This window comes from Streptomyces sp. NPDC036764 (assembly GCF_055609385.1).
In genome coordinates this window covers 317589-335755 of record NZ_JBVJPT010000005.1, presented here as the reverse complement: position 1 = coordinate 335755, position 18167 = coordinate 317589, and the positions used below count along the sequence as shown (strand labels likewise).

The window sequence follows — 18167 nt, the reverse complement described above, 5'->3', positions numbered from 1 at the left end:
AGCCCGCTGGCCCTGCCTCCGGGAAGACGAGCCCGTCGGCCCGCCTCCGATGCGAGCCCGCTCGCCCCGCCCCCGATGCCTGGCTCACACGGCCTGCGGCGCGCCCCCTCGCGCTACAGCGCGCCCTTACGGCTCAGGTGATTGAAGGCCAGCCAGCCCGGCAGGACCGGCAGCCACAGCGTCAGCAGGCGGAACAGCAGCACCGCGGGAGCGGCGACCTCGCTGGGCAGGCCGACGGCGATCAGACCGACGGTCAGGGTCGCCTCCACGGCACCCACACCGCCCGGGGTCGGGGCGGCGGAGCCGAGCGCGTTGCCCGCGAGGAAGACGACCGCGACGCTGGCGATGCTGAGTGAGGTCCCCTCGCTGCCGAACGCCCTGATCGACGCGTCCAGGCACATCACGAAGCAGGCCGTCAGCAGCAGCATGCCGCCGATGCCGGTGACCAGCTTCTGCGGCCGCTGGAGCACATCGAGCATGCGCGGCACGACACCCGCGAACAGCGACCTCACGCGCGTGACGACGAATTTCCGCAGGAACGGCACCGAGGTCACGACGAGCACCAGCACCGCCACGGTCAGCAGGCCCGCGATGACGGTGCGGGACGGCGACAGCGACGGCGTCTTCTCGGTGCCGGTCAGATAGCCGAAGGACAGCAGCATCAGGATGTGGCAGCCGAGCCCGAAGAGCTGCGAAGCGCCGACACTCGCCACCGCGAGCCCCGGCCGCACTCCCGCGCGCTGGAGGAAGCGTGTGTTCAGGGCGACACCACCGACCGCGGCCGGCGCGACGATCTTCACGAACGACCCGGCGACCTGCGCCGCCACGGTCCGCCGGAACGGCACCCGCTCGGGCACGAACCCCAGCAGCGCCATGGCCGCCGCGAAGTAGCTGGCCGCCGAGAACAGCACGGCCGCGGCCACCCAGCCCCACTGGGCGTTGGCGACAAGCGGGCCGAACTCGATGTGCGTGAGCTGCGTCAGCAGGAAGTACGCGCCGATGGCGCCGGCGATGAGGCTGATCAGCGTGCGCGGCCGCACCCGCTCCAGGCGGGCCGGCTCGACCGGAGCCTGCGGCCTGATGCGCAGCACCGCGTGACGGATCAGCGTGAGGAGGTCCTCCTCGCGCGCCTCGTCCACGGCATCGTCGATGGCCCGCTTCTCGGCCCGCGCCTGCGCACGTACGGTCTTTTTGTCCGGCTTGTCGAGCTTCACTTCCGGCTTGTCGAGCACGGTCTCGGTGTCGCCCGCGGCCTCCTCGTTGCGGGCCTGCTTGGCCTGTCGGGAGGCTTCCAGAACCGCGTCGCGCTCGCGCTGGGCCCGCTCGCGGGCGAGCCGGCGCAGTGTCGCGCGCGTGGAGCGGCTGAGCGCGATGGGCTGGAGCATCGGCAGACAGTCGGCGACGGCGTCGGGGCCGAGCACGCTCACCGCCGAGGCCACCGCGCGCTCCGCGCCGACCCGCAGGCCGAGCGTCACCAGCAACTGGGAGATGTCCATCCGCAGCAGCAGACTGTTGGCCGCGATCTCGCCGATCCGCAGATCTGTGATGATCACCTTGCCGGAACGATCCACCAGAATCGCGTCACCGACGAGCCTGCGATGCGCGATCCGCCGCGACTGCAACGCCTTGACCTGGCGCCAGGTGCCGTGCAGCAGGTCGTCGGTGATCTCCTCGTCCGACAGCGAGTCCAGGGTGTGCCCGCCGGTGTGCTCGTAGACCAGCATCACGGCGTCCGGGCCGAGCTCGGAGGTGGCGATCAGTTTGGGCGCGTTCGCGCCTGCCGCGATGGCCGCGTAGGCGAGCAGGGCCTCCTGCTCCAGGGCCTGGCGCAGTGACTGGAGGCTGCTTCGGGTGGCGAAGCCGCGCAGCGTCAGATTGCGCCACGCGCGATAGAAGAAGCCCTGGGCCTGCTGCTCCCGGTCGACGACCGTCACGTCCAGCGGCGGGCCGTCCTCCAGGGTGACGAAGTAGCGCCGGCCGCGGTCGGTGGGCTCCTGGCTGTCGGAAGGTTCCTCGCGGGCCGCGCTCACGGGGCGGAAGCCGACGTGCCTGAGGCCCGCCATCAGCGTCCGACCGGTGGGGCGGACGTTGGGCGAGCCGACGGCGTACAGCGTGCCGTAGGCGACGGTCCAGCCGATCAGCAGCGTCAGGATGATCGAGAACGGCGTGGTGTAGCCGGTGACCAGCATCGAGAAGGCGTACAGAACCAGGACCGCCCACAGCACCGCACGCCAGCGGGGTCTGCGGGACATGCCCACGGCCGTCATGTACGCGATGACCGGGGCGAGATAGCCGTGCACCGGGTCGGTGAGGGAGCCGACGTCGCCGGGCGAGGGCTGGGTGAGGGCGTCCCGGATGGAGTCCGGCGCGGCCCGCGCGACCCACAGATCAGTGGCGAGCGTCACTCCGTGGGCGAGGACCGCCGCGAGGACGCCGTCGGCGATACGCAGCCCGTCCCGCTTGATCAGCCGCTCGATCGCGAAGGCGACCGGCACCAGAAGGATCGCGATGCTGGAGACCAGCCCGGCCATCTTGCTGAACACGTCGGGCGCCTGCCCGGTGCCCTTGTTGATGTCCTGTTCGAGTCCTGAGGTCGTGCCGTGCGCGAACGCCGCGATCGCGAGCAGCAACGCGATGCCGAGCACGCCCACCAGGAGCCGCATCAGGTCGGACGGACGGTGCACGCGCGCGGGCAGCAGCGGTTCGTCGCCCTCGACCTCGTCCGCGTGCACCTCGTCGAGTTCGTGGTCGTAGGCGGCCTTCCCCTCGACGGTCCTGCGGCCCGTCTCGCCCGGGTCGGTGCCCTTGCCTGGCTGGTGCTTAATGCCGTCGTCGCTGTTGTCGGCGTCCTTCTTGCCGTCGTTCGCGGTGTCCGGGCGCGACGAAACGTCAGAGGTGCTTTCCGCGTCCTCCGGGTGCACACCCTGCTGCTTCATCGTCTCTTCTTGATCTCGTATCACCAGTCACCGCCCGCACGATGGTGGCATGCTCCACCGACACACGGGGGCATCAGGGTGCAAATGCGGGGGCGCACAGTCTGCCCGAAGCGCCGCCGCAGGGCGAGGGATACGCACAGTGGCGAGCACGTCACATTGTCGGTGGCGTCGGGCAGGATGGGGCGGATGAGCGAGGAGAGCCTTCCGGACGACGCCCGCCCGGCCCACGACGACGCCCGTCCGGAGTACGCCGACGAGCTGCCGGAGTACGCCGAGCGGGTCCTCGAGGTCACCGAGCTGATCCCGCCGGGGCGCGTCATGACGTACGGAGACGTCGCCGAGTGGCTGGAGGAGGGCGGACCCCGGCAGGTCGGCCGGGTGATGGCCCTCTACGGGGGAGCCGTTCCGTGGTGGCGCGTGGTCCGCTCGGACGGCGTCCTGCTGTCCGGCCACGAACTCAGAGCGCTGGAACACTACCGCGCGGAGGGCACCCCCCTGAAAGAGGCGAGCAGGGCCGCCCAGGGCCACCTGCCGCGCCTGGACATGAAGCGGGCGCGGTGGGACGGCGGCGAACGCGCACAGGGTCACACCTGACAGCTTCCGCCATCCGAGCGCCCGCTGTGTGACCTGTGATCCGTACGGGGGAAACAGGGCACGTCCGTGACATGACGTACGTTCGTGATGGGAGGGACGCACGTGACACCAGTGCCCTGAGGGATGAATCGGAAGCCCTGCTTCCGCACCATCCCGCGGCGTAGCGTCGGCTGCGCGTGTCCCCCTCACCCCGCGGCCCGACCACTTGCACACCCACCAGGACCGGCGAACCACGTGAGCTCCTCTTCCTCCATCAGGCGCCTGTCGCACCCCCAGGGGCGACAGGGGGCCCGTGGCGCTTACCGGCTGGTGCGTACCCCTGCGGTCCGAACGACTCCCCCTCGTCTGGACGCCGCACAGCGCGCCGTGGTTGACCACGACACCGGCCCGATGCTCGTCCTCGCAGGTCCGGGCACCGGCAAGACCACAACGCTCGTCGAGTCGGTGGCGGCACGCATCGCCCGCGGCGCGGACCCCGAGCGCATCCTGGTGTTGACGTTCAGCCGCAAGGCCGCCGTGGAACTGCGCGACCGCATGGCCCTGCGCATAGAGGCGGGCCGCGCGCCCCAGGCGACGACGTTCCACTCGTTCTGCTACGCCCTGGTCCGCGCCCACCAGGACAGCGACCTGTTCACGGAGCCGCTGCGGCTGCTGTCCGGCCCCGAGCAGGACGTGACCGTACGGGAGCTGCTCGCCGGCCAGCCGGACCTGGAGCGGCTCGGACTCGCCCATGTGCGCTGGCCGGACGAACTGCGCGCCTGCCTGACGACCCGTGGCTTCGCCGACGAGGTCCGCGCGGTCCTCGCCCGCAGCCGCGAACTGGGCCTCGCCCCCGACGCCCTGGACGCCTTCGCCCGCCGCATCGGCCGCCCCGACTGGCGCGCCGCCGCCGCCTTCCTCGCCGAGTACCTCGACGTGCTCGACATGCAGGGCGTGCTCGACTACGCCGAACTGGTCCACCGCGCGGTGCTCCTCGCCCGCCGCCCCGAGACCGCGGCGCGACTCGCCGCGCAGTACGACGCCGTGTACGTCGACGAGTACCAGGACACCGATCCGGCGCAGGTACGGCTGCTGCGCGCCCTCGCCGGCCATGGCCGCAGCCTGGTCGCCTTCGGCGATCCCGACCAGTCGATCTACGCGTTCCGGGGCGCCGACGTGAACGGCATCCTGGAGTTCCCGCACGCCTTCCCGCGCGCGGACGGCCGCCCCGCGCCCGTCGAGGTCCTGCGCACCTCCCGCCGCTCCGGCGCCGGCCTGCTCGCCGCGACCCGGCTGCTGACCCAGCGCATGCCGCTCACCCGCCTCCCCGCGGCGAAGGTACGCGCGCACCGCGAGCTCACACCGGTCCGCGAGGGCGGCAGCGTCGAGGTCTTCACCTACCCGACGCCCGGCACCGAGCTGGACAACATCGCCGACATCCTGCGCCGCGCCCACCTGGAGGACGGCGTGCCCTGGGGCGAGATGGCCGTCCTGGTGCGCGCGGGGTCGCGCACGATCCCGACGGTGCGCCGGGCACTCACGGCCGCCGGGGTGCCCCTGGACATCGACGGCGACGACCTGCCACTGCGGCACGAGCCGGCGGTGGCCCCGCTGCTTACGGCGTTGCGGGCGGTGGCCAGGGCGGAGGCGGACTCGCGCGGCGACGGCGGGGGCGAGGGCGGGGACGACGCGGCAGCGGCCTCCGGCGACGAAGGGGACGCGGAGGGATCCGTGGCGCAGGCTGCCGAGGGTGGTGACGTTGCCGAGTCGGTCGACGGCGAGGGTGCTGTGGAGGGGCGTGAGGTCGCCGGGTCCGTCGAGCCGGTCGACGGCGATGGTGACGCTGTCGGATCCGCCGCACAGGCCACCGAGGAGGCGGCGTCGGACGCCTGCTGGCTCGACACCGAGACCGCCCTCACCCTGCTCGCCTCCCCCCTCGCCGGCATGGACGCCGCCGATCTGCGCCGGCTCGGCCGTGCCCTGCGCGACGAGGAGCGGGCCGCGGGCAACGCCCTGCCGCCGCCCTCGGACGACCTGCTCGCGCGGGCGTTGGCCGAGCCGGAGCGGCTGGCGGTGCACGACCCCACGTACGCGCGTGGCGCCCAGCGACTCGGCGCACTGCTCCGCAAGGCCCGAGAACGCCTCGCGGGCGGCGGTACGGCCGAGGAGGCGCTGTGGGACCTGTGGGAAGGCACGCCGTGGCCCGCCCGCCTGGAGCGGACCGCCCGCCGCGGCGGCGCCGCCGGCCGCAACGCCGACCGTGACCTGGACGCCATGTGCGCGCTGTTCGCGACGGCGGCCCGCGCGGAGGAGCGCACCGGCGGCCGGGGCACCCTGAACTTCCTGGAGGAGATCGACGCCGAGGACATCGCCGCCGACACCCTCACGCGGCGTGCCGTACGCCCCGACGCCGTACGCCTGATGACCGCGCACCGCTCCAAGGGCCTCGAATGGCGCTTGGTCGTCGTCGCGGGCGTACAAGAGGGCCTGTGGCCGGACCTGCGGCGCCGCGGCTCCCTCCTGGAGGCCGACCGCATCGGCCGCGACGGACTCGCCGAGCCACTCACCCCGGGGGCGCTGCTGGCAGAGGAGCGCCGCCTGTTCTACGTCGCCGCCACACGCGCGCGTGAACGCCTGGTCGTCACAGCGGTGAAGGGCGCGGCCGACGACGGCGACCAGCCCTCCCGCTTCCTGACCGAGCTCGGCGTGGAACCGAGGGACGTCACCGGCCGGCCCCGTCGCCCGCTGTCCGTCGCCGCGCTCGTCGCCGAACTCAGGGCCACCACGGTCGACCCGCGCGCGTCCGACACCCTCAGGGAGGCCGCAGCCCGCCGACTGGCCCGGCTGGCGGCGCTCGCCGACGAGGACGGCCGCCCACTGGTCCCCGCCGCCCACCCCTACCGCTGGTGGGGCATGTTCGAGCCGACCGAGTCCAAGGTGCCGCTGCGCAACCGCGACCAGCCCGTCGTGCTCTCGGGCAGCGCCCTCGATCAGCTCGCCAACACCTGCGCCCTCCAGTGGTTCCTGGGCCGTGAGGTGAAGGCCGACGCGCCCGCCACCGCCGCCCAGGGCTTCGGCAACGTCGTGCACGTCCTCGCCGACGAGGTCGCCTCCGGACACACCCCGGCCGACCTCGACGTCCTCATGGAGCGCCTCGACTCGGTGTGGAACGCGCTGGCCTTCGACGCGCCGTGGAAGTCGGCCCAGGAGAAGGGCAACGCGCGCGTGGCGCTCGAACGGTTCCTGAAGTGGCACGTGATGGACCGCGCGGGGCGCACCCCGGTGGCGAGCGAGCACGACTTCGACGTGACCCTTGAGGCCGGCGACTTCGAGGTGCGCATCCGTGGCCAGATGGACCGCGTCGAGGCCGACGGTGAGGGACGCGCCTATGTCGTCGATTTCAAGACCGGCAAGCAGGCCCCCAGCGCAGCCGAGGTGACCCGGCACCCGCAGCTCGCCGTCTACCAGCTCGCCGTCCGCGAGGGCGCCGTCGACGAAGCCTTCGACGGCGTGCACCCCGAGCCCGGCGGCGCCGAACTCGTCCAGTTGCGTCAGGGCGCCGCCAAGCGCGACGGCGGCGAGACCCTGCCCAAGGTGCAGGGACAGCAGCCCCTGGACGGCCCGGAGGGGGAGTGGGTCGGTGACCTGCTGGCCACGGCTGCGGGCAAGGTCCTCGACGAACGGTTCGCACCCAGCGCGGGCCAGCACTGCGCACACTGCGCGTTCCGGGCGTCGTGCAGCGCGCGGCCCGAGGGGCGGCACGTGGTCGAGTGACGCATCGTCAGTGTCCGGAGTGACCGATCACACCACCCGTGCCGACCTGCGCTTCTTCCGGCCCGAAGACCGGTCCGGCATCGAGTGTCAGTGCCCGCCGCTAGCCTTCCTGAGGTGTCCGCCCGTATCACCGATCCCGAACAGCTCAAGGAGCTCCTCGGTATCCCGTTCACCCCGGAGCAGACGGCCTGCATCACCGCGCCGCCCGCCCCGCAGGTGATCGTGGCCGGAGCCGGGTCGGGCAAGACGACGGTGATGGCGGCGCGCGTGGTGTGGCTGGTCGGCACCGGACAGGTCGCCCCAGAGCAGGTCCTCGGCCTGACCTTCACCAACAAGGCCGCCGGCGAACTCGCCGAGCGCGTCCGCAAGGCACTAGTCAAGGCGGGCGTCACCGACCCCGACGTCATCGACCCCGACAACCCGCCGGGCGAGCCGGTGATCTCCACTTACCACGCCTTCGCCGGCCGCCTGCTGACCGACCACGGCCTGCGCATCGGTCTCGAACCGACCTCCCGGCTGCTCGCCGACGCCACCCGCTACCAGCTCGCCGCGCGCGTGCTGCGCGAAGCCCCGGGCCTCTACCCGGCCCTCACCCGCTCCTTCGCCGACCTCGTCAGCGACCTCCTCAACCTCGACGCCGAGCTCGCCGAGCACCTCGTACGACCCGAGACGCTGCGCGCACACGACGCCGAACTGCTGCTCACCCTCCAGGGCGCCAAACTCACCAACGCCGACCTGCGCAAGGTCCCCGAAGCGGCGGCGGCACGCCGTGAACTCGCCGACCTCGTGGTCCGCTACCGCGCCGCCAAGCGCGAACGCGACCTGCTCGACTTCGGCGACCAGATCGCCCTGTCGGCACAGCTCGCCAGGATCCCCGAAGTGGGCCGCGTCCTGCGCGACGAGTTCCGCGTGGTCCTGCTGGACGAGTACCAGGACACCTCCGTCGCCCAACGCGTCCTCCTGGCGGGCCTGTTCGGCGACGGCACCGGCCACCCGGTGACGGCAGTCGGCGACCCCTGCCAGGCGATCTACGGCTGGCGCGGCGCCTCCGTCGCCAACCTCGACGACTTCCCCGAGCACTTCGCCCACGCCGACGGCCGCCCCGCCACCCGCCAGGCCCTCAGCGAGAACCGGCGCAGCGGCGGCCGCCTCCTCGACCTCGCCAACGGCCTCGCGGAGCCCCTGCGCGCCATGCACGCGGGCGTTCAGGCACTGCGCCCCGCGCCCGGCGCCGAACACGACGGCATCGTCCGCTGCGCCCTCCTGCCCACCCACGCCGAGGAGATCGACTGGATCGCCGACTCCGTCGCCCACCTCGTCAACACCGGCAAGGCACCCGGTGAGATCGCCGTCCTGTGCCGTACGGCGACCGACTTCGCCGAGATCCAGGGCGCGCTCGTCGCCCGCGACGTCCCCGTCGAAGTGGTCGGCCTGTCCGGGCTGCTCCACCTGCCCGAGATCGCCGACCTGGTCGCCGTCTGCGAGGTCCTCCAGGACCCGGGCGCCAACGCCTCCCTGGTCCGTCTGCTCACCGGCCCCCGCTGGCGCATCGGCGCGCGCGATCTCGCCCTGCTGGGGCGCCGGGCGCGCCTGCTGGTGTCCCACGCGCGCGTGGACGGCGACGACGACCCCGACCGCCGGCTCGCCCAGGCCGTCGAGGGCGTCGACCCCGCCGAGGTCATCTCGCTCGCGGACGCCCTGGACACCTTCCTGGAGACGCCGCTGGACGGCGACGGGGACGACGACGGGCTGCCCTTCTCACCGGACGCGCGCGTGCGGTTCGCCCGCCTCGCCACCGAGCTGCGCGACCTGCGCCGCTCCCTGGCCGACCCGCTCATGGACGTCCTGCACCGGGTCCTCGCCGTCACCGGCCTGGAAGTCGAACTGTCGGCCTCCCCGCACGCGCTGGCCGCCCGACGCCGCGAGACCCTGTCCAACTTCCTCGACATCGCAGCCTCCTTCGCGGCCGGCGACAACGAGGCGAGTCTGCTCGCCTTCCTCGGCTTCCTGCGCACCGCCGCCCAGTACGAGAAGGGCCTCGACAACGCCCTCCCCGGTGGCGAGAACACCGTCAAGGTGCTCACCGCGCACAAGTCCAAGGGCCTGGAATGGGACGTCGTCGCCGTCCCCGGCCTGGTCACCGGCACCTTCCCCAGCACGCAGGGCCGCGAGAAGTGGACCGCCCAGGCCAAGGTGCTCCCGCACGAACTGCGCGGCGACACCGACACCCTCCCCGACGTCACCTCCTGGGACTCCCGCGGCCTGAAGGCCTTCCAGGAGGCCATGAAGGACCACCAGCACACCGAGGAACTCCGCCTCGGCTACGTCACCTTCACCCGCCCCCGGTCCCTGCTCCTGGGCTCCGGCCACTGGTGGGGCCCCACCCAGAAGAAGCCCCGCGGCCCCTCCGACTTCCTGCACGCCCTGTACGACCACTGCACGGCCGGCCACGGCGAGATCGAGGCGTGGGCGGACGAACCGGCCGAGGACGAGGAGAACCCGGCGCTGCACCGGGAGACCGCCGACCAGCTATGGCCCCTGCCCCTCGACACGGCCGCCCTGGCCCGCCGCCGCGCCGCCGCCGAGACGGTCCTGGCCCACCTGGAGAACCTGGCATCGCACGAGGGCGGCCACCCCGCCGCGACCCACGACCCCGACACCTACGACGACCCGGACTGGCCCCCGCCGCCCGACGACGAGGCGTTCGCGGACGACGAGCCTTTCGCGGGCGGCGAGCCTTTCGCGGACGACGGCCCTTTCGCGGGCGGCGAGGCTTTCGCGGACGATCCGCAGGACGAGGACCCCGAGGACTGGGACTCCTGGACCACCGACCGCCCGGCCCCGGCCATCCCGCACCAGGCGCAACCGTCGGAGCCCGCCGCCCGCCCCCACCCCACACAGCCGGGCGCCCTGACCCCCGAGGAGGCCCGCACCATCGCCTCCTGGGATCGCGATCTCGACGCCCTCACCGGGGAGCTCCTGCGCGCCCGCACGAGCGTCACGGACGTACCCCTGCCCGCGTCACTGACAGCGTCCCAGTTGCTGCGTCTCGCCGCCGACCCGGACGGGTTCGCGCAGGAACTCGCGCGCCCCATGCCGCGCCCCCCACAACCCGCCGCACGTCGAGGCACCCGATTCCACGCCTGGGTCGAGGCCCGCTTCGAGGAGCTGACGCTGCCCATGCTGGAGCCGGACGACCTCCCCGGCAGCGAGGCCGAGATCGCCGACGAACGAGACCTGGAAGCCCTCAAGGACGCCTTCGAACGCAGCGAGTACGCACAGCGCACGCCCTACCGGGTCGAGGCCCCGTTCCAGCTCGCGATCGCCGGCCGCGTCGTACGGGGCCGTATAGACGCCGTATACAGGACCGGCGACGGCGAGACGGCGACGTACGAGATCGTCGACTGGAAGACCAACCGCACCCGCACCGCCGATCCGCTCCAGCTCGCCCTGTACCGGCTCGCGTGGGCCGAGCAGCAGGGCGTACCCCTGGAGTCCGTCGACGCCGCGTTCCTGTATGTCCGCAGCGGTGATGTCGTACGCCCGGACGACCTGCCCGGCCGAGCGGCCCTGGAGCGACTGCTGAGCGATGAGCCGGTCGCCGAGGTGAACTGTGAGGAACCGCCCAACCAGGATGTCGGTGCGGGCCGATAGGCTCGTGACCATGAGCCAGACCCCGGACAGCGCCGTCCGCACGTACATCGAGCAGCACCGTGCCGCCTTCCTCGACGACCTCGCCGAATGGCTGCGCATCCCCTCCGTGTCGGCCCAGCCCGACCACGCGCCCGACGTACGCCGCAGCGCCGACTGGCTCGCCGCCAAACTCAAGGAGACCGGCTTCCCGACCACCGAGGTCTGGCCGACGCCGGGCGCCCCCGCGGTCTTCGCCGAGTGGCCCAGCCACGACCCCGAAGCGCCCACCGTCCTCGTCTACGGCCACCACGACGTGCAGCCCGCCGCCCGCGAGGACGGCTGGGACAGCGAGCCCTTCGAGCCCGTCGTCCGCGAAGGACGCCTCTACGCGCGCGGGGCCGCCGACGACAAGGGCCAGGTGTTCTTCCACACACTCGGCGTCCGCGCCCACCTCGCCACCAGCGGCCGCACCACCCCCGCCGTCAACCTCAAACTGCTCATCGAGGGCGAGGAGGAGTCGGGCTCCCCGAACTTCCGCGCCCTGGTCGAGGAGCACGCGGAGCGGCTCGCGGCCGACGCCGTGATCGTGTCCGACACCGGCATGTGGGCCGAGGACACCCCCACCGTGTGCACCGGCATGCGCGGCCTCGCCGAGTGCGAGATCCGGCTGTACGGCCCCGACCAGGACATCCACTCCGGCTCCTTCGGCGGCGCCGTCCCCAACCCGGCGACCGCCGCCGCCCGCCTGGTCGCCGCCCTGCACGACGAGCACGCACGCGTGGCGATCCCCGGCTTCTACGACGGCGTCGTCGAGCTGACCGACCGCGAGCGCGAGCTCTTCGCCGAGCTGCCCTTCGACGAAGCACGCTGGCTGCGCACCGCCAAGTCCTACGCCACCCACGGCGAGGCCGGCCTCACCACCCTGGAGCGCATCTGGGCCCGCCCGACCGCCGAGGTCAACGGCATCGGCGGCGGCTACCAAGGCCCCGGCAGCAAGACGATCATCCCGTCCTCCGCGATGGTGAAGCTCTCCTTCCGGCTGGTCGCCGGACAGGACCCCGAACACATCGAGAAGGCCGTCCGCGCCTGGGCCGCCGACCAGGTGCCCGCAGGCATCCGCAGCGAGATCACCTTCACCGGCGCCACGCGCCCGTGCCTGACCCCACTGGACCACCCGGCCCTCCAGTCCGTCGTACGCGCCATGGGCCGCGCCTTCGAAGGCCCCGTCCGCTTCACCCGCGAAGGCGGCTCGGGACCGGCCGCCGACCTCCAGGACGTCCTCGCCGCACCCGTGCTCTTCCTCGGCATCTCCGTCCCGTCCGACGGCTGGCACGCCCCGAACGAGAAGGTCGAGCTGGACCTGCTCCTCAAAGGCGTCGAGACCTCCGCCTACCTGTGGGGCGACCTGGCCGCGAACTGGCGCCATGAGCCCTGAGCCATCGGGCCCGTCCGGAGGGGCATCGCGCGCGGGGCACACTGGAAAGGCCGCCCCGCACCGCCGAGCCCTGCCGCCTACGGTCGCCTCCCGTCCCACGTCCCGCCGATCCGCCCGCCGAAGCACACCGTTCCACTGGGGGAGTTGGAAGCACCCGTGACCACCTGGACCGACCACACCGCCGACCGCCCGATCTCGCTCACAGCCCCGAGCGGCATCGACCGCGCCGCCCACCACCGGCTCGACGAAGCCTGGCTCGCGGCAGCGTGGAGCCACCCCACCACCCGCTGCTTCGTGGTCTCCGGCGGCCAGGTCCTCATCGACGAGGCACCGGACGGGCACACCGAACTCGTCATGACCCCCTCCTTCGAGGCCCCCCTCACCGAGGCGCACCGCTACTTCCTCGGCATCGACGACGACGGCGTCAGCTACTTCGCCCTCCAGAAGGACGCCCTGCCCGGCCGCATCGACCAGTCCGCGCGCGCGGCCGGCCTGCGCGAGGCGGGCCTGCTGCTGTCAGCGCGCGACACCGGCCTGATGGTGCACGCCGTCGGCCTCGAGAACTGGCAGCGCACCCACCGCTTCTGCTCCCGCTGCGGCGAGCGCACCGTGATCGCCGCGGCGGGCCACATCCGCCGCTGCCCCGCCTGCGGCGCCGAGCACTACCCGCGCACCGACCCCGCCGTGATCATGGCGGTCACCGACGAGGACGACCGCATCCTCCTCGGCCGCCAGGTCCACTGGCCCGAGGGCCGCTTCTCGACGCTCGCCGGCTTCGTCGAGCCCGGCGAGTCCATCGAGCAGACGGTGCGCCGCGAGGTCTTCGAGGAGGCCGGGATCACCGTCGGCGAGGTCGAGTACGTCGCCAGCCAGCCCTGGCCCTTCCCGTCCAGCCTCATGCTCGGCTTCATGGCGCGCGCCACCTCCACCGATGTCAACGTCGACGGTGACGAGATCCACGAGGCCCGCTGGTTCTCCCGTGAGGAGCTCCGTGTCGCCTTCGAGGCCGGTGAGGTCCTGCCGCCCTACGGCATCTCCATCGCGGCCCGCCTGATCGAACTCTGGTACGGCAAGCCGCTGCCGACGAGGAGCTTCGTCTGAGACGACCCGCCTGAGAGGACGGCTGTGCCCGACCCGTACTGGAACCACAACGTCCACTACCACCCCGTGGTGCTCGACGCCGTCCCGGACGGTGCCGCGCCGCACTGGACGTGGGGTGCGGGGACGGGCTGCTCGCCCGCAAGCTCGCGGCGAGGGCCGCGTCCGTCACGGACGTGGACCGCTCACCGCAGATGATCCGGCAGGCCCGCGCCGAGACGCCCGGGAACGTCACGTTCCTGGAAGCGGACTACCTCGACGCGGACTCCCTGCCCGAGGGCAAGTACGACTTCGTCAGTGCGGTCGCCGTGGTGCACCACGCACGCTTCGAAGACGCGATCGGCGCACTGGCGCGGCTGCTGGCGCCGGGCGGACGCCTGGTGATCGTCGGGATGGCGGGCAACAAGACGGCCCTGGACTGGGCGATCGGTGGCTGCGGGGTGCTTCCGAGCCTGCTGATGAGATGGCTGCGGGGCGGGAAGACCGGCCCGGTAGGCATGCCGGTGCAGGACTCGGACATGCACTGGGGCGAGGTCCGCGAAGCCGCCCGCGGCCTGCTGCCCGGCAGCCGCTTCCGACGCCGGCTGCTGTGGCGCTACACACTCGTGTGGGACGTACCAGCCACGGCAAAAACCCCGGACGCACAGCATGAAGGCGGCCCCTGAAGCGCCTCAGGGACCGCCTTCCAAGGACCGCACCGACGGTGCGGTCAGGCGCTGACCTTCTGCTTGACCTGAGCCAGCGACGGGTTCGTCATGGTCGAGCCGTCCGCGAAGAGCACGGTCGGGACCGTCTGGTTTCCGCCATTCGCCTTCTCGACGAAAGCCGCGGAGTCGGGGTCCTGCTCGATGTTGATCTCCGTGTACGCGATGCCCTCGCGGTCCAACTGCTTCTTCAGCCGCTGGCAGTAGCCGCACCAGGTGGTGCTGTACATCGTCACAGTGCCCTGCATGTCTCGCGCGCTCCTCTGATAGCTCGGGGGAACAGGTCGTCCAGAGGGGGAACGTACGCGACCGGGCGGCCATTCCCACCCGGGGTATGCCCGGCAACGTGACGCCTGCCGCATTAGTACGACTATCAATGCCTGCCTGTGGACAACCGGCGCAGCCGTCTCCGGCGACCTGGCAGCATGGCCGTGTGACAGCAGCAACGCACTCCACCCTCTTCCCGCAGGCACCGGACACGGCCGACGCGGTGCTCGAAGGGCTCGACCCCGAGCAGCGCGAGGTGGCCACCGCCCTGCACGGACCGGTGTGCGTACTCGCGGGCGCCGGCACCGGCAAGACGAGAGCGATCACCCACCGCATCGCCTACGGCGTCCGAGCAGGCATCCTCCAGCCCTCCAGCGTGCTCGCCGTCACCTTCACCAACCGCGCCGCCGGAGAGATGCGCGGCCGACTGCGCCAGCTCGGCGCCGCCGGAGTCCAGGCCCGTACGTTCCACTCGGCCGCCCTGCGCCAGCTCCAGTACTTCTGGCCGAAAGCAGTCGGCGGCGCCATGCCCCGACTCGTCGACCGCAAGATCCAGCTCGTCGCCGACGCGGCCGCCGCCTGCCGCATCCGCCTCGACCGGAACGAGCTGCGGGACGTCACCGGCGAGATCGAGTGGTCCAAGGTCACCCAGACCGTCCCCGCGGACTACGCGCCCGCCACCGCGAAAGCCGGCCGCGAAGCCCCCCGCGACCCGGCCGAGATCGCCCAGATCTACAACGTCTACGAGGACCTCAAACGGGACCGCTCCCTCATGGACTTCGAGGACGTCCTGCTGCTCACCGTCGCCATCCTCCAGGACCGCCACGACATCGCCGAGCAGGTCCGCTCCCAGTACCAGCACTTCGTCGTCGACGAGTACCAGGACGTCAGCCCGCTCCAGCAGCGCCTGCTGGAGCTGTGGCTCGGCGAGCGGGACAACCTGTGCGTGGTCGGCGACGCCAGCCAGACGATCTACTCGTTCACAGGCGCAACCCCCGACCATCTGCTCGACTTCCGCACCCGCCACCCCGGCGCAACCGTCGTCAAACTCGTCCGCGACTACCGCTCCACCCCCCAGGTCGTCCACCTCGCCAATGGACTGCTCGCCCAGGCCAGCGGACGCGCCGCCGACCACCGCCTGGAACTGATCTCCCAGCGCGACCCCGGCCCCGAACCCGTCTACACCGAGTACACGGACGAACCCGCCGAGGCCGAAGGCGCCGCCCGCCGCATCCGCGACCTCATGGACTCCGGCGTCCCGGCCAGCGAGATCGCCATCCTGTTCCGCACGAACTCCCAGTCCGAGACCTACGAGCAGGCCCTCGCCGACGCGGGCGTCCCCTACCAGTTGCGCGGCGCCGAGCGGTTCTTCGACCGGCCCGAGGTGCGCAAGGCCGGCATCGCCCTGCGCGGCGCGGCCCGATTCGGCGGCAACGACGCCCTCCTCGACGACGCCGTCGACCTGCCCTCCCAGGTGCGTGCCGTCCTCTCGGGCGAGGGCTGGACGACAGAGCCACCGGCCGGCTCCGGCGCCGTCAGAGAGCGCTGGGAGTCGCTGGCGGCCCTGGTGAACCTCGCCCATGACTTCGCCGCCGCCAAACCCGGCGCCACCCTCGCCGACCTCGTCGCAGAACTCGACGAACGCGCCAACGCCCAGCACGCCCCGACCGTCCAGGGCGTCACCCTCGCCTCCCTGCACTCGGCCAAGGGCCTGGAGTGGGACGTCGTCTTCCTCGTCGGCGTCGCCGAGGGCATGATGCCGATCACCTACGCAAAGACCGACGAGCAGGTCGAGGAGGAACGCCGTCTTCTCTACGTCGGCGTCACTCGCGCCCGCCGGTACCTCCACGTCTCCTGGGCACTCACCCGCGCCCCCGGCGGCCGCCCCAACCGCCGCCCCAGCCGCTTCCTCGACGGACTGCGCCCCGGCTCGACCGCCACCGTCGGACGCGCCGCCGCCCGTGGCTCCGGCGGGGTCGAGCGCGGATTCACCAGCCGACCGGACGCCGCCCCGAGACGGACGCAGCGCAGCCCTGCCCGCTGTCGCGTCTGCGGGCGCACCCTCACCGACGCCGGCGAGATGAAGCTGATGCGCTGCGAGGACTGCCCGTCCGAGATGGACGAGGGCCTCTACGAACGCCTCCGCGAATGGCGAGGCGTCCAGGCGCGGCTCAGCGGGCAGCCCGACTTCTGCGTCTTCACGGACAGAACGCTGATGGCCATCGCCGAGGCGGAGCCGACCAGTCCGGATGAGCTGGCCCGCATCCCAGGACTCCTCAAGCGCAAGCTCGACCGCTACGGAGCCGATGTGCTGGCCATCTGCGCAGGCCAGGAGCTTGAGCAGGGCCCGGACGGGGAATGATACGAACTCGTCGAAAAAATAGTTTGCGCATGCCCCAGCAATCCCCATAGGTTCTTAGCCACGGGAACGGAGGCCTTCTCGGAGGCCCCAATTCCGTGTTGTACTTGCATACCCGTCGGACTGGTTCACCCCAGTCCCCCGAGACGCCGAGAGGAGGCGAGTCCAGTGATCAGCATCAACGCCAGCTCCATCAGCAACGTCAAAATGACCGATCGCTCGGTCGTCGCCTCCCTGTGCATGCTCGGCGCCTCGAACCAGGGCACCGGTCTGTCCGGCATCCGTGCCGACCGTCCGGCGTCCTCCGTGTCTCTCGCGGGTCTTCCCATCCGCGAGCGCAATGAGCGACCGACCAAGGCACTGGAAGCGGCAGTAGAGGTCAAGGCGCATGCCTATGCCTTTGCAGCGACCGGTGCCGGATTCCGGAAGCAGACGACGCAGCACCACCAGATGTGGGCCTTCCGTGGGCCAGAACCCTGGAGTGATCCAGCCTGACAGTCGATCAGGCCGGCGCCTTCAGGGCCGCGGAACCCCATCCGGGATCCGCGGCCCTTCTGTTTGTCCTGCAACAGGGATGACAGAGCGAAGGGGCCTCGGGACAAGGAATGACCCGGTACCAGCCGCCAACCGGCCCAACAGGGCCGGAACGAACAGACGAGGAAAACCAACCGTGCAACTCGAAGCGCACGCCCCGTCAGTACCGCCTTCAGACACGATCCCCAAGCCCGGCCTCACGGAGGACTCCACCTTGACTCCGCTCACTGCGCTCACCGCGCTCGACGACGCCATCGAGAACCTCGGCGTACCCGTCCCCTGCCGTTCCTACGACCCGGAGGTCTTCTTCGCCGAGTCGCCGGCGGACGTCGAGTACGCCAAGTCCCTCTGCCGCACCTGCCCGCTGATCGAGGCCTGCCTCGCCGGCGCCAAGGAGCGGCGTGAGCCCTGGGGCGTCTGGGGTGGCGAGCTGTTCGTCCAGGGTGTTGTCGTCGCCCGGAAGCGGCCGCGTGGTCGCCCGCGCAAGAACCCGGTCACGGCATGAACACCGCAGGAACGATCGACCGTCCCTTCACGCACGACCCCCAGAAGCAGGCCCCGATGAAGCCGTCCACCAACGAGCTCGCAGGCTCCATGCCTGAAGACTTCACCACCAGTAGCGCGAACGACTCGCGTCAGAACAGGAACCGAGAGATGCAACTCATCCAAGAAGCCCTGGCACGTGCGCATATGCACGAGCGACAGCACGAGGCCGAGCGGGAACGCCGGGCCGTGCGCCTGGCGTCCGCTCGCCGGATGCAGCGCCGTGCCGAGCGCGCCTCGCTGCGTGCCCGCCGCGCGCTCGCCATGGCGGTCATGCAGTAATCGACCCCACCGCCATGCGGTTGCCTCCC

General features: G+C 71.9%; 12 protein-coding genes. 10 read left to right on the top strand and 2 right to left on the bottom strand.

What is annotated here, in order from left to right; all coding sequences use genetic code 11:
- Positions 1-113: 113 nt before the first annotated feature.
- Positions 114-2936 (bottom strand): lysylphosphatidylglycerol synthase transmembrane domain-containing protein, encoded by a 2823-nt coding sequence (locus ACZ69Q_RS22205; protein ID WP_471044426.1) that lies wholly within the window; start codon positions 2934-2936, stop codon positions 114-116.
- A 186-nt stretch (positions 2937-3122) separates the two neighbouring features.
- Here ACZ69Q_RS22205 and ACZ69Q_RS22200 point away from each other — a divergent pair, with 186 nt between their 5' ends.
- The 6 genes from ACZ69Q_RS22200 (at position 3123) to ACZ69Q_RS22175 (ending at position 14114) form a co-directional block, all read left to right on the top strand.
- Complete coding sequence (locus ACZ69Q_RS22200; RefSeq protein ID WP_471044423.1) at positions 3123-3530, top strand: MGMT family protein; 408 nt, start codon at positions 3123-3125, stop codon at positions 3528-3530.
- Between the two features lie 234 nt (positions 3531-3764).
- Complete coding sequence (locus ACZ69Q_RS22195) at positions 3765-7283, top strand: ATP-dependent helicase (RefSeq protein ID WP_471044421.1); 3519 nt, start codon at positions 3765-3767, stop codon at positions 7281-7283.
- Between the two features lie 114 nt (positions 7284-7397).
- A complete protein-coding gene (locus ACZ69Q_RS22190) occupies positions 7398-10937 on the top strand; it encodes an ATP-dependent helicase (protein ID WP_471044419.1) in 3540 nt (1179 codons plus the stop codon).
- Between the two features lie 10 nt (positions 10938-10947).
- Positions 10948-12351, top strand: coding sequence for a dipeptidase (locus tag ACZ69Q_RS22185; RefSeq protein WP_471044417.1), 1404 nt, complete (start codon positions 10948-10950; stop codon positions 12349-12351).
- Positions 12352-12507: 156 nt separating this feature from the next.
- Entirely contained in the window at positions 12508-13452 is a 945-nt protein-coding gene (gene nudC / locus ACZ69Q_RS22180) for an NAD(+) diphosphatase (RefSeq protein WP_471044415.1), read from the top strand.
- A gap of 110 nt (positions 13453-13562) precedes the next feature.
- The gene (locus ACZ69Q_RS22175; protein ID WP_471044414.1) at positions 13563-14114 is read left to right on the top strand and encodes a class I SAM-dependent methyltransferase; all 552 of its coding nucleotides are present in this window, start codon (positions 13563-13565) and stop codon (positions 14112-14114) included.
- A 44-nt stretch (positions 14115-14158) separates the two neighbouring features.
- Here ACZ69Q_RS22175 and ACZ69Q_RS22170 read toward each other — a convergent pair whose 3' ends face one another.
- Positions 14159-14401 carry a mycoredoxin gene (locus ACZ69Q_RS22170; RefSeq protein WP_471044412.1) on the bottom strand — a complete coding sequence of 81 codons (243 nt, stop codon included), beginning with the start codon at positions 14399-14401 and terminating at the stop codon, positions 14159-14161.
- Positions 14402-14529: 128 nt separating this feature from the next.
- Between ACZ69Q_RS22170 and ACZ69Q_RS22165 the strand changes: the two genes are divergently transcribed.
- From ACZ69Q_RS22165 to ACZ69Q_RS22150, 4 genes are all read left to right on the top strand, one after another.
- Entirely contained in the window at positions 14530-16782 is a 2253-nt protein-coding gene (locus ACZ69Q_RS22165; RefSeq protein WP_471044410.1) for an ATP-dependent DNA helicase UvrD2, read from the top strand.
- Between the two features lie 165 nt (positions 16783-16947).
- Positions 16948-17274: a hypothetical protein gene (locus ACZ69Q_RS22160; RefSeq protein ID WP_471044407.1), complete on the top strand. Its 327-nt coding sequence runs from the start codon at positions 16948-16950 to the stop codon at positions 17272-17274.
- A gap of 175 nt (positions 17275-17449) precedes the next feature.
- Complete coding sequence (locus ACZ69Q_RS22155) at positions 17450-17818, top strand: WhiB family transcriptional regulator (protein ID WP_188183286.1); 369 nt, start codon at positions 17450-17452, stop codon at positions 17816-17818.
- Entirely contained in the window at positions 17815-18138 is a 324-nt protein-coding gene (locus ACZ69Q_RS22150; RefSeq protein WP_471044404.1) for a hypothetical protein, read from the top strand. Before ACZ69Q_RS22155 ends, ACZ69Q_RS22150 begins: the two co-directional genes overlap by 4 nt.
- Positions 18139-18167 lie beyond the last annotated feature (29 nt).

Bases quoted from the DNA above. Each gene is read 5' to 3' on its own strand.
- ACZ69Q_RS22185 (WP_471044417.1), top strand. From the start codon at position 10,948: ATGAGCCAGACCCCGGACAGCGCCGTCCGCACGTACATCGAGCAGCAC.
- ACZ69Q_RS22165 (WP_471044410.1), top strand. From the start codon at position 14,530: ATGCCTGCCTGTGGACAACCGGCGCAGCCGTCTCCGGCGACCTGGCAG.
- ACZ69Q_RS22170 (WP_471044412.1), bottom strand. From the start codon at position 14,401: ATGCAGGGCACTGTGACGATGTACAGCACCACCTGGTGCGGCTACTGC.
- ACZ69Q_RS22150 (WP_471044404.1), top strand. From the start codon at position 17,815: ATGAACACCGCAGGAACGATCGACCGTCCCTTCACGCACGACCCCCAG.
- ACZ69Q_RS22205 (WP_471044426.1), bottom strand. From the start codon at position 2,936: ATGAAGCAGCAGGGTGTGCACCCGGAGGACGCGGAAAGCACCTCTGAC.
- ACZ69Q_RS22200 (WP_471044423.1), top strand. From the start codon at position 3,123: ATGAGCGAGGAGAGCCTTCCGGACGACGCCCGCCCGGCCCACGACGAC.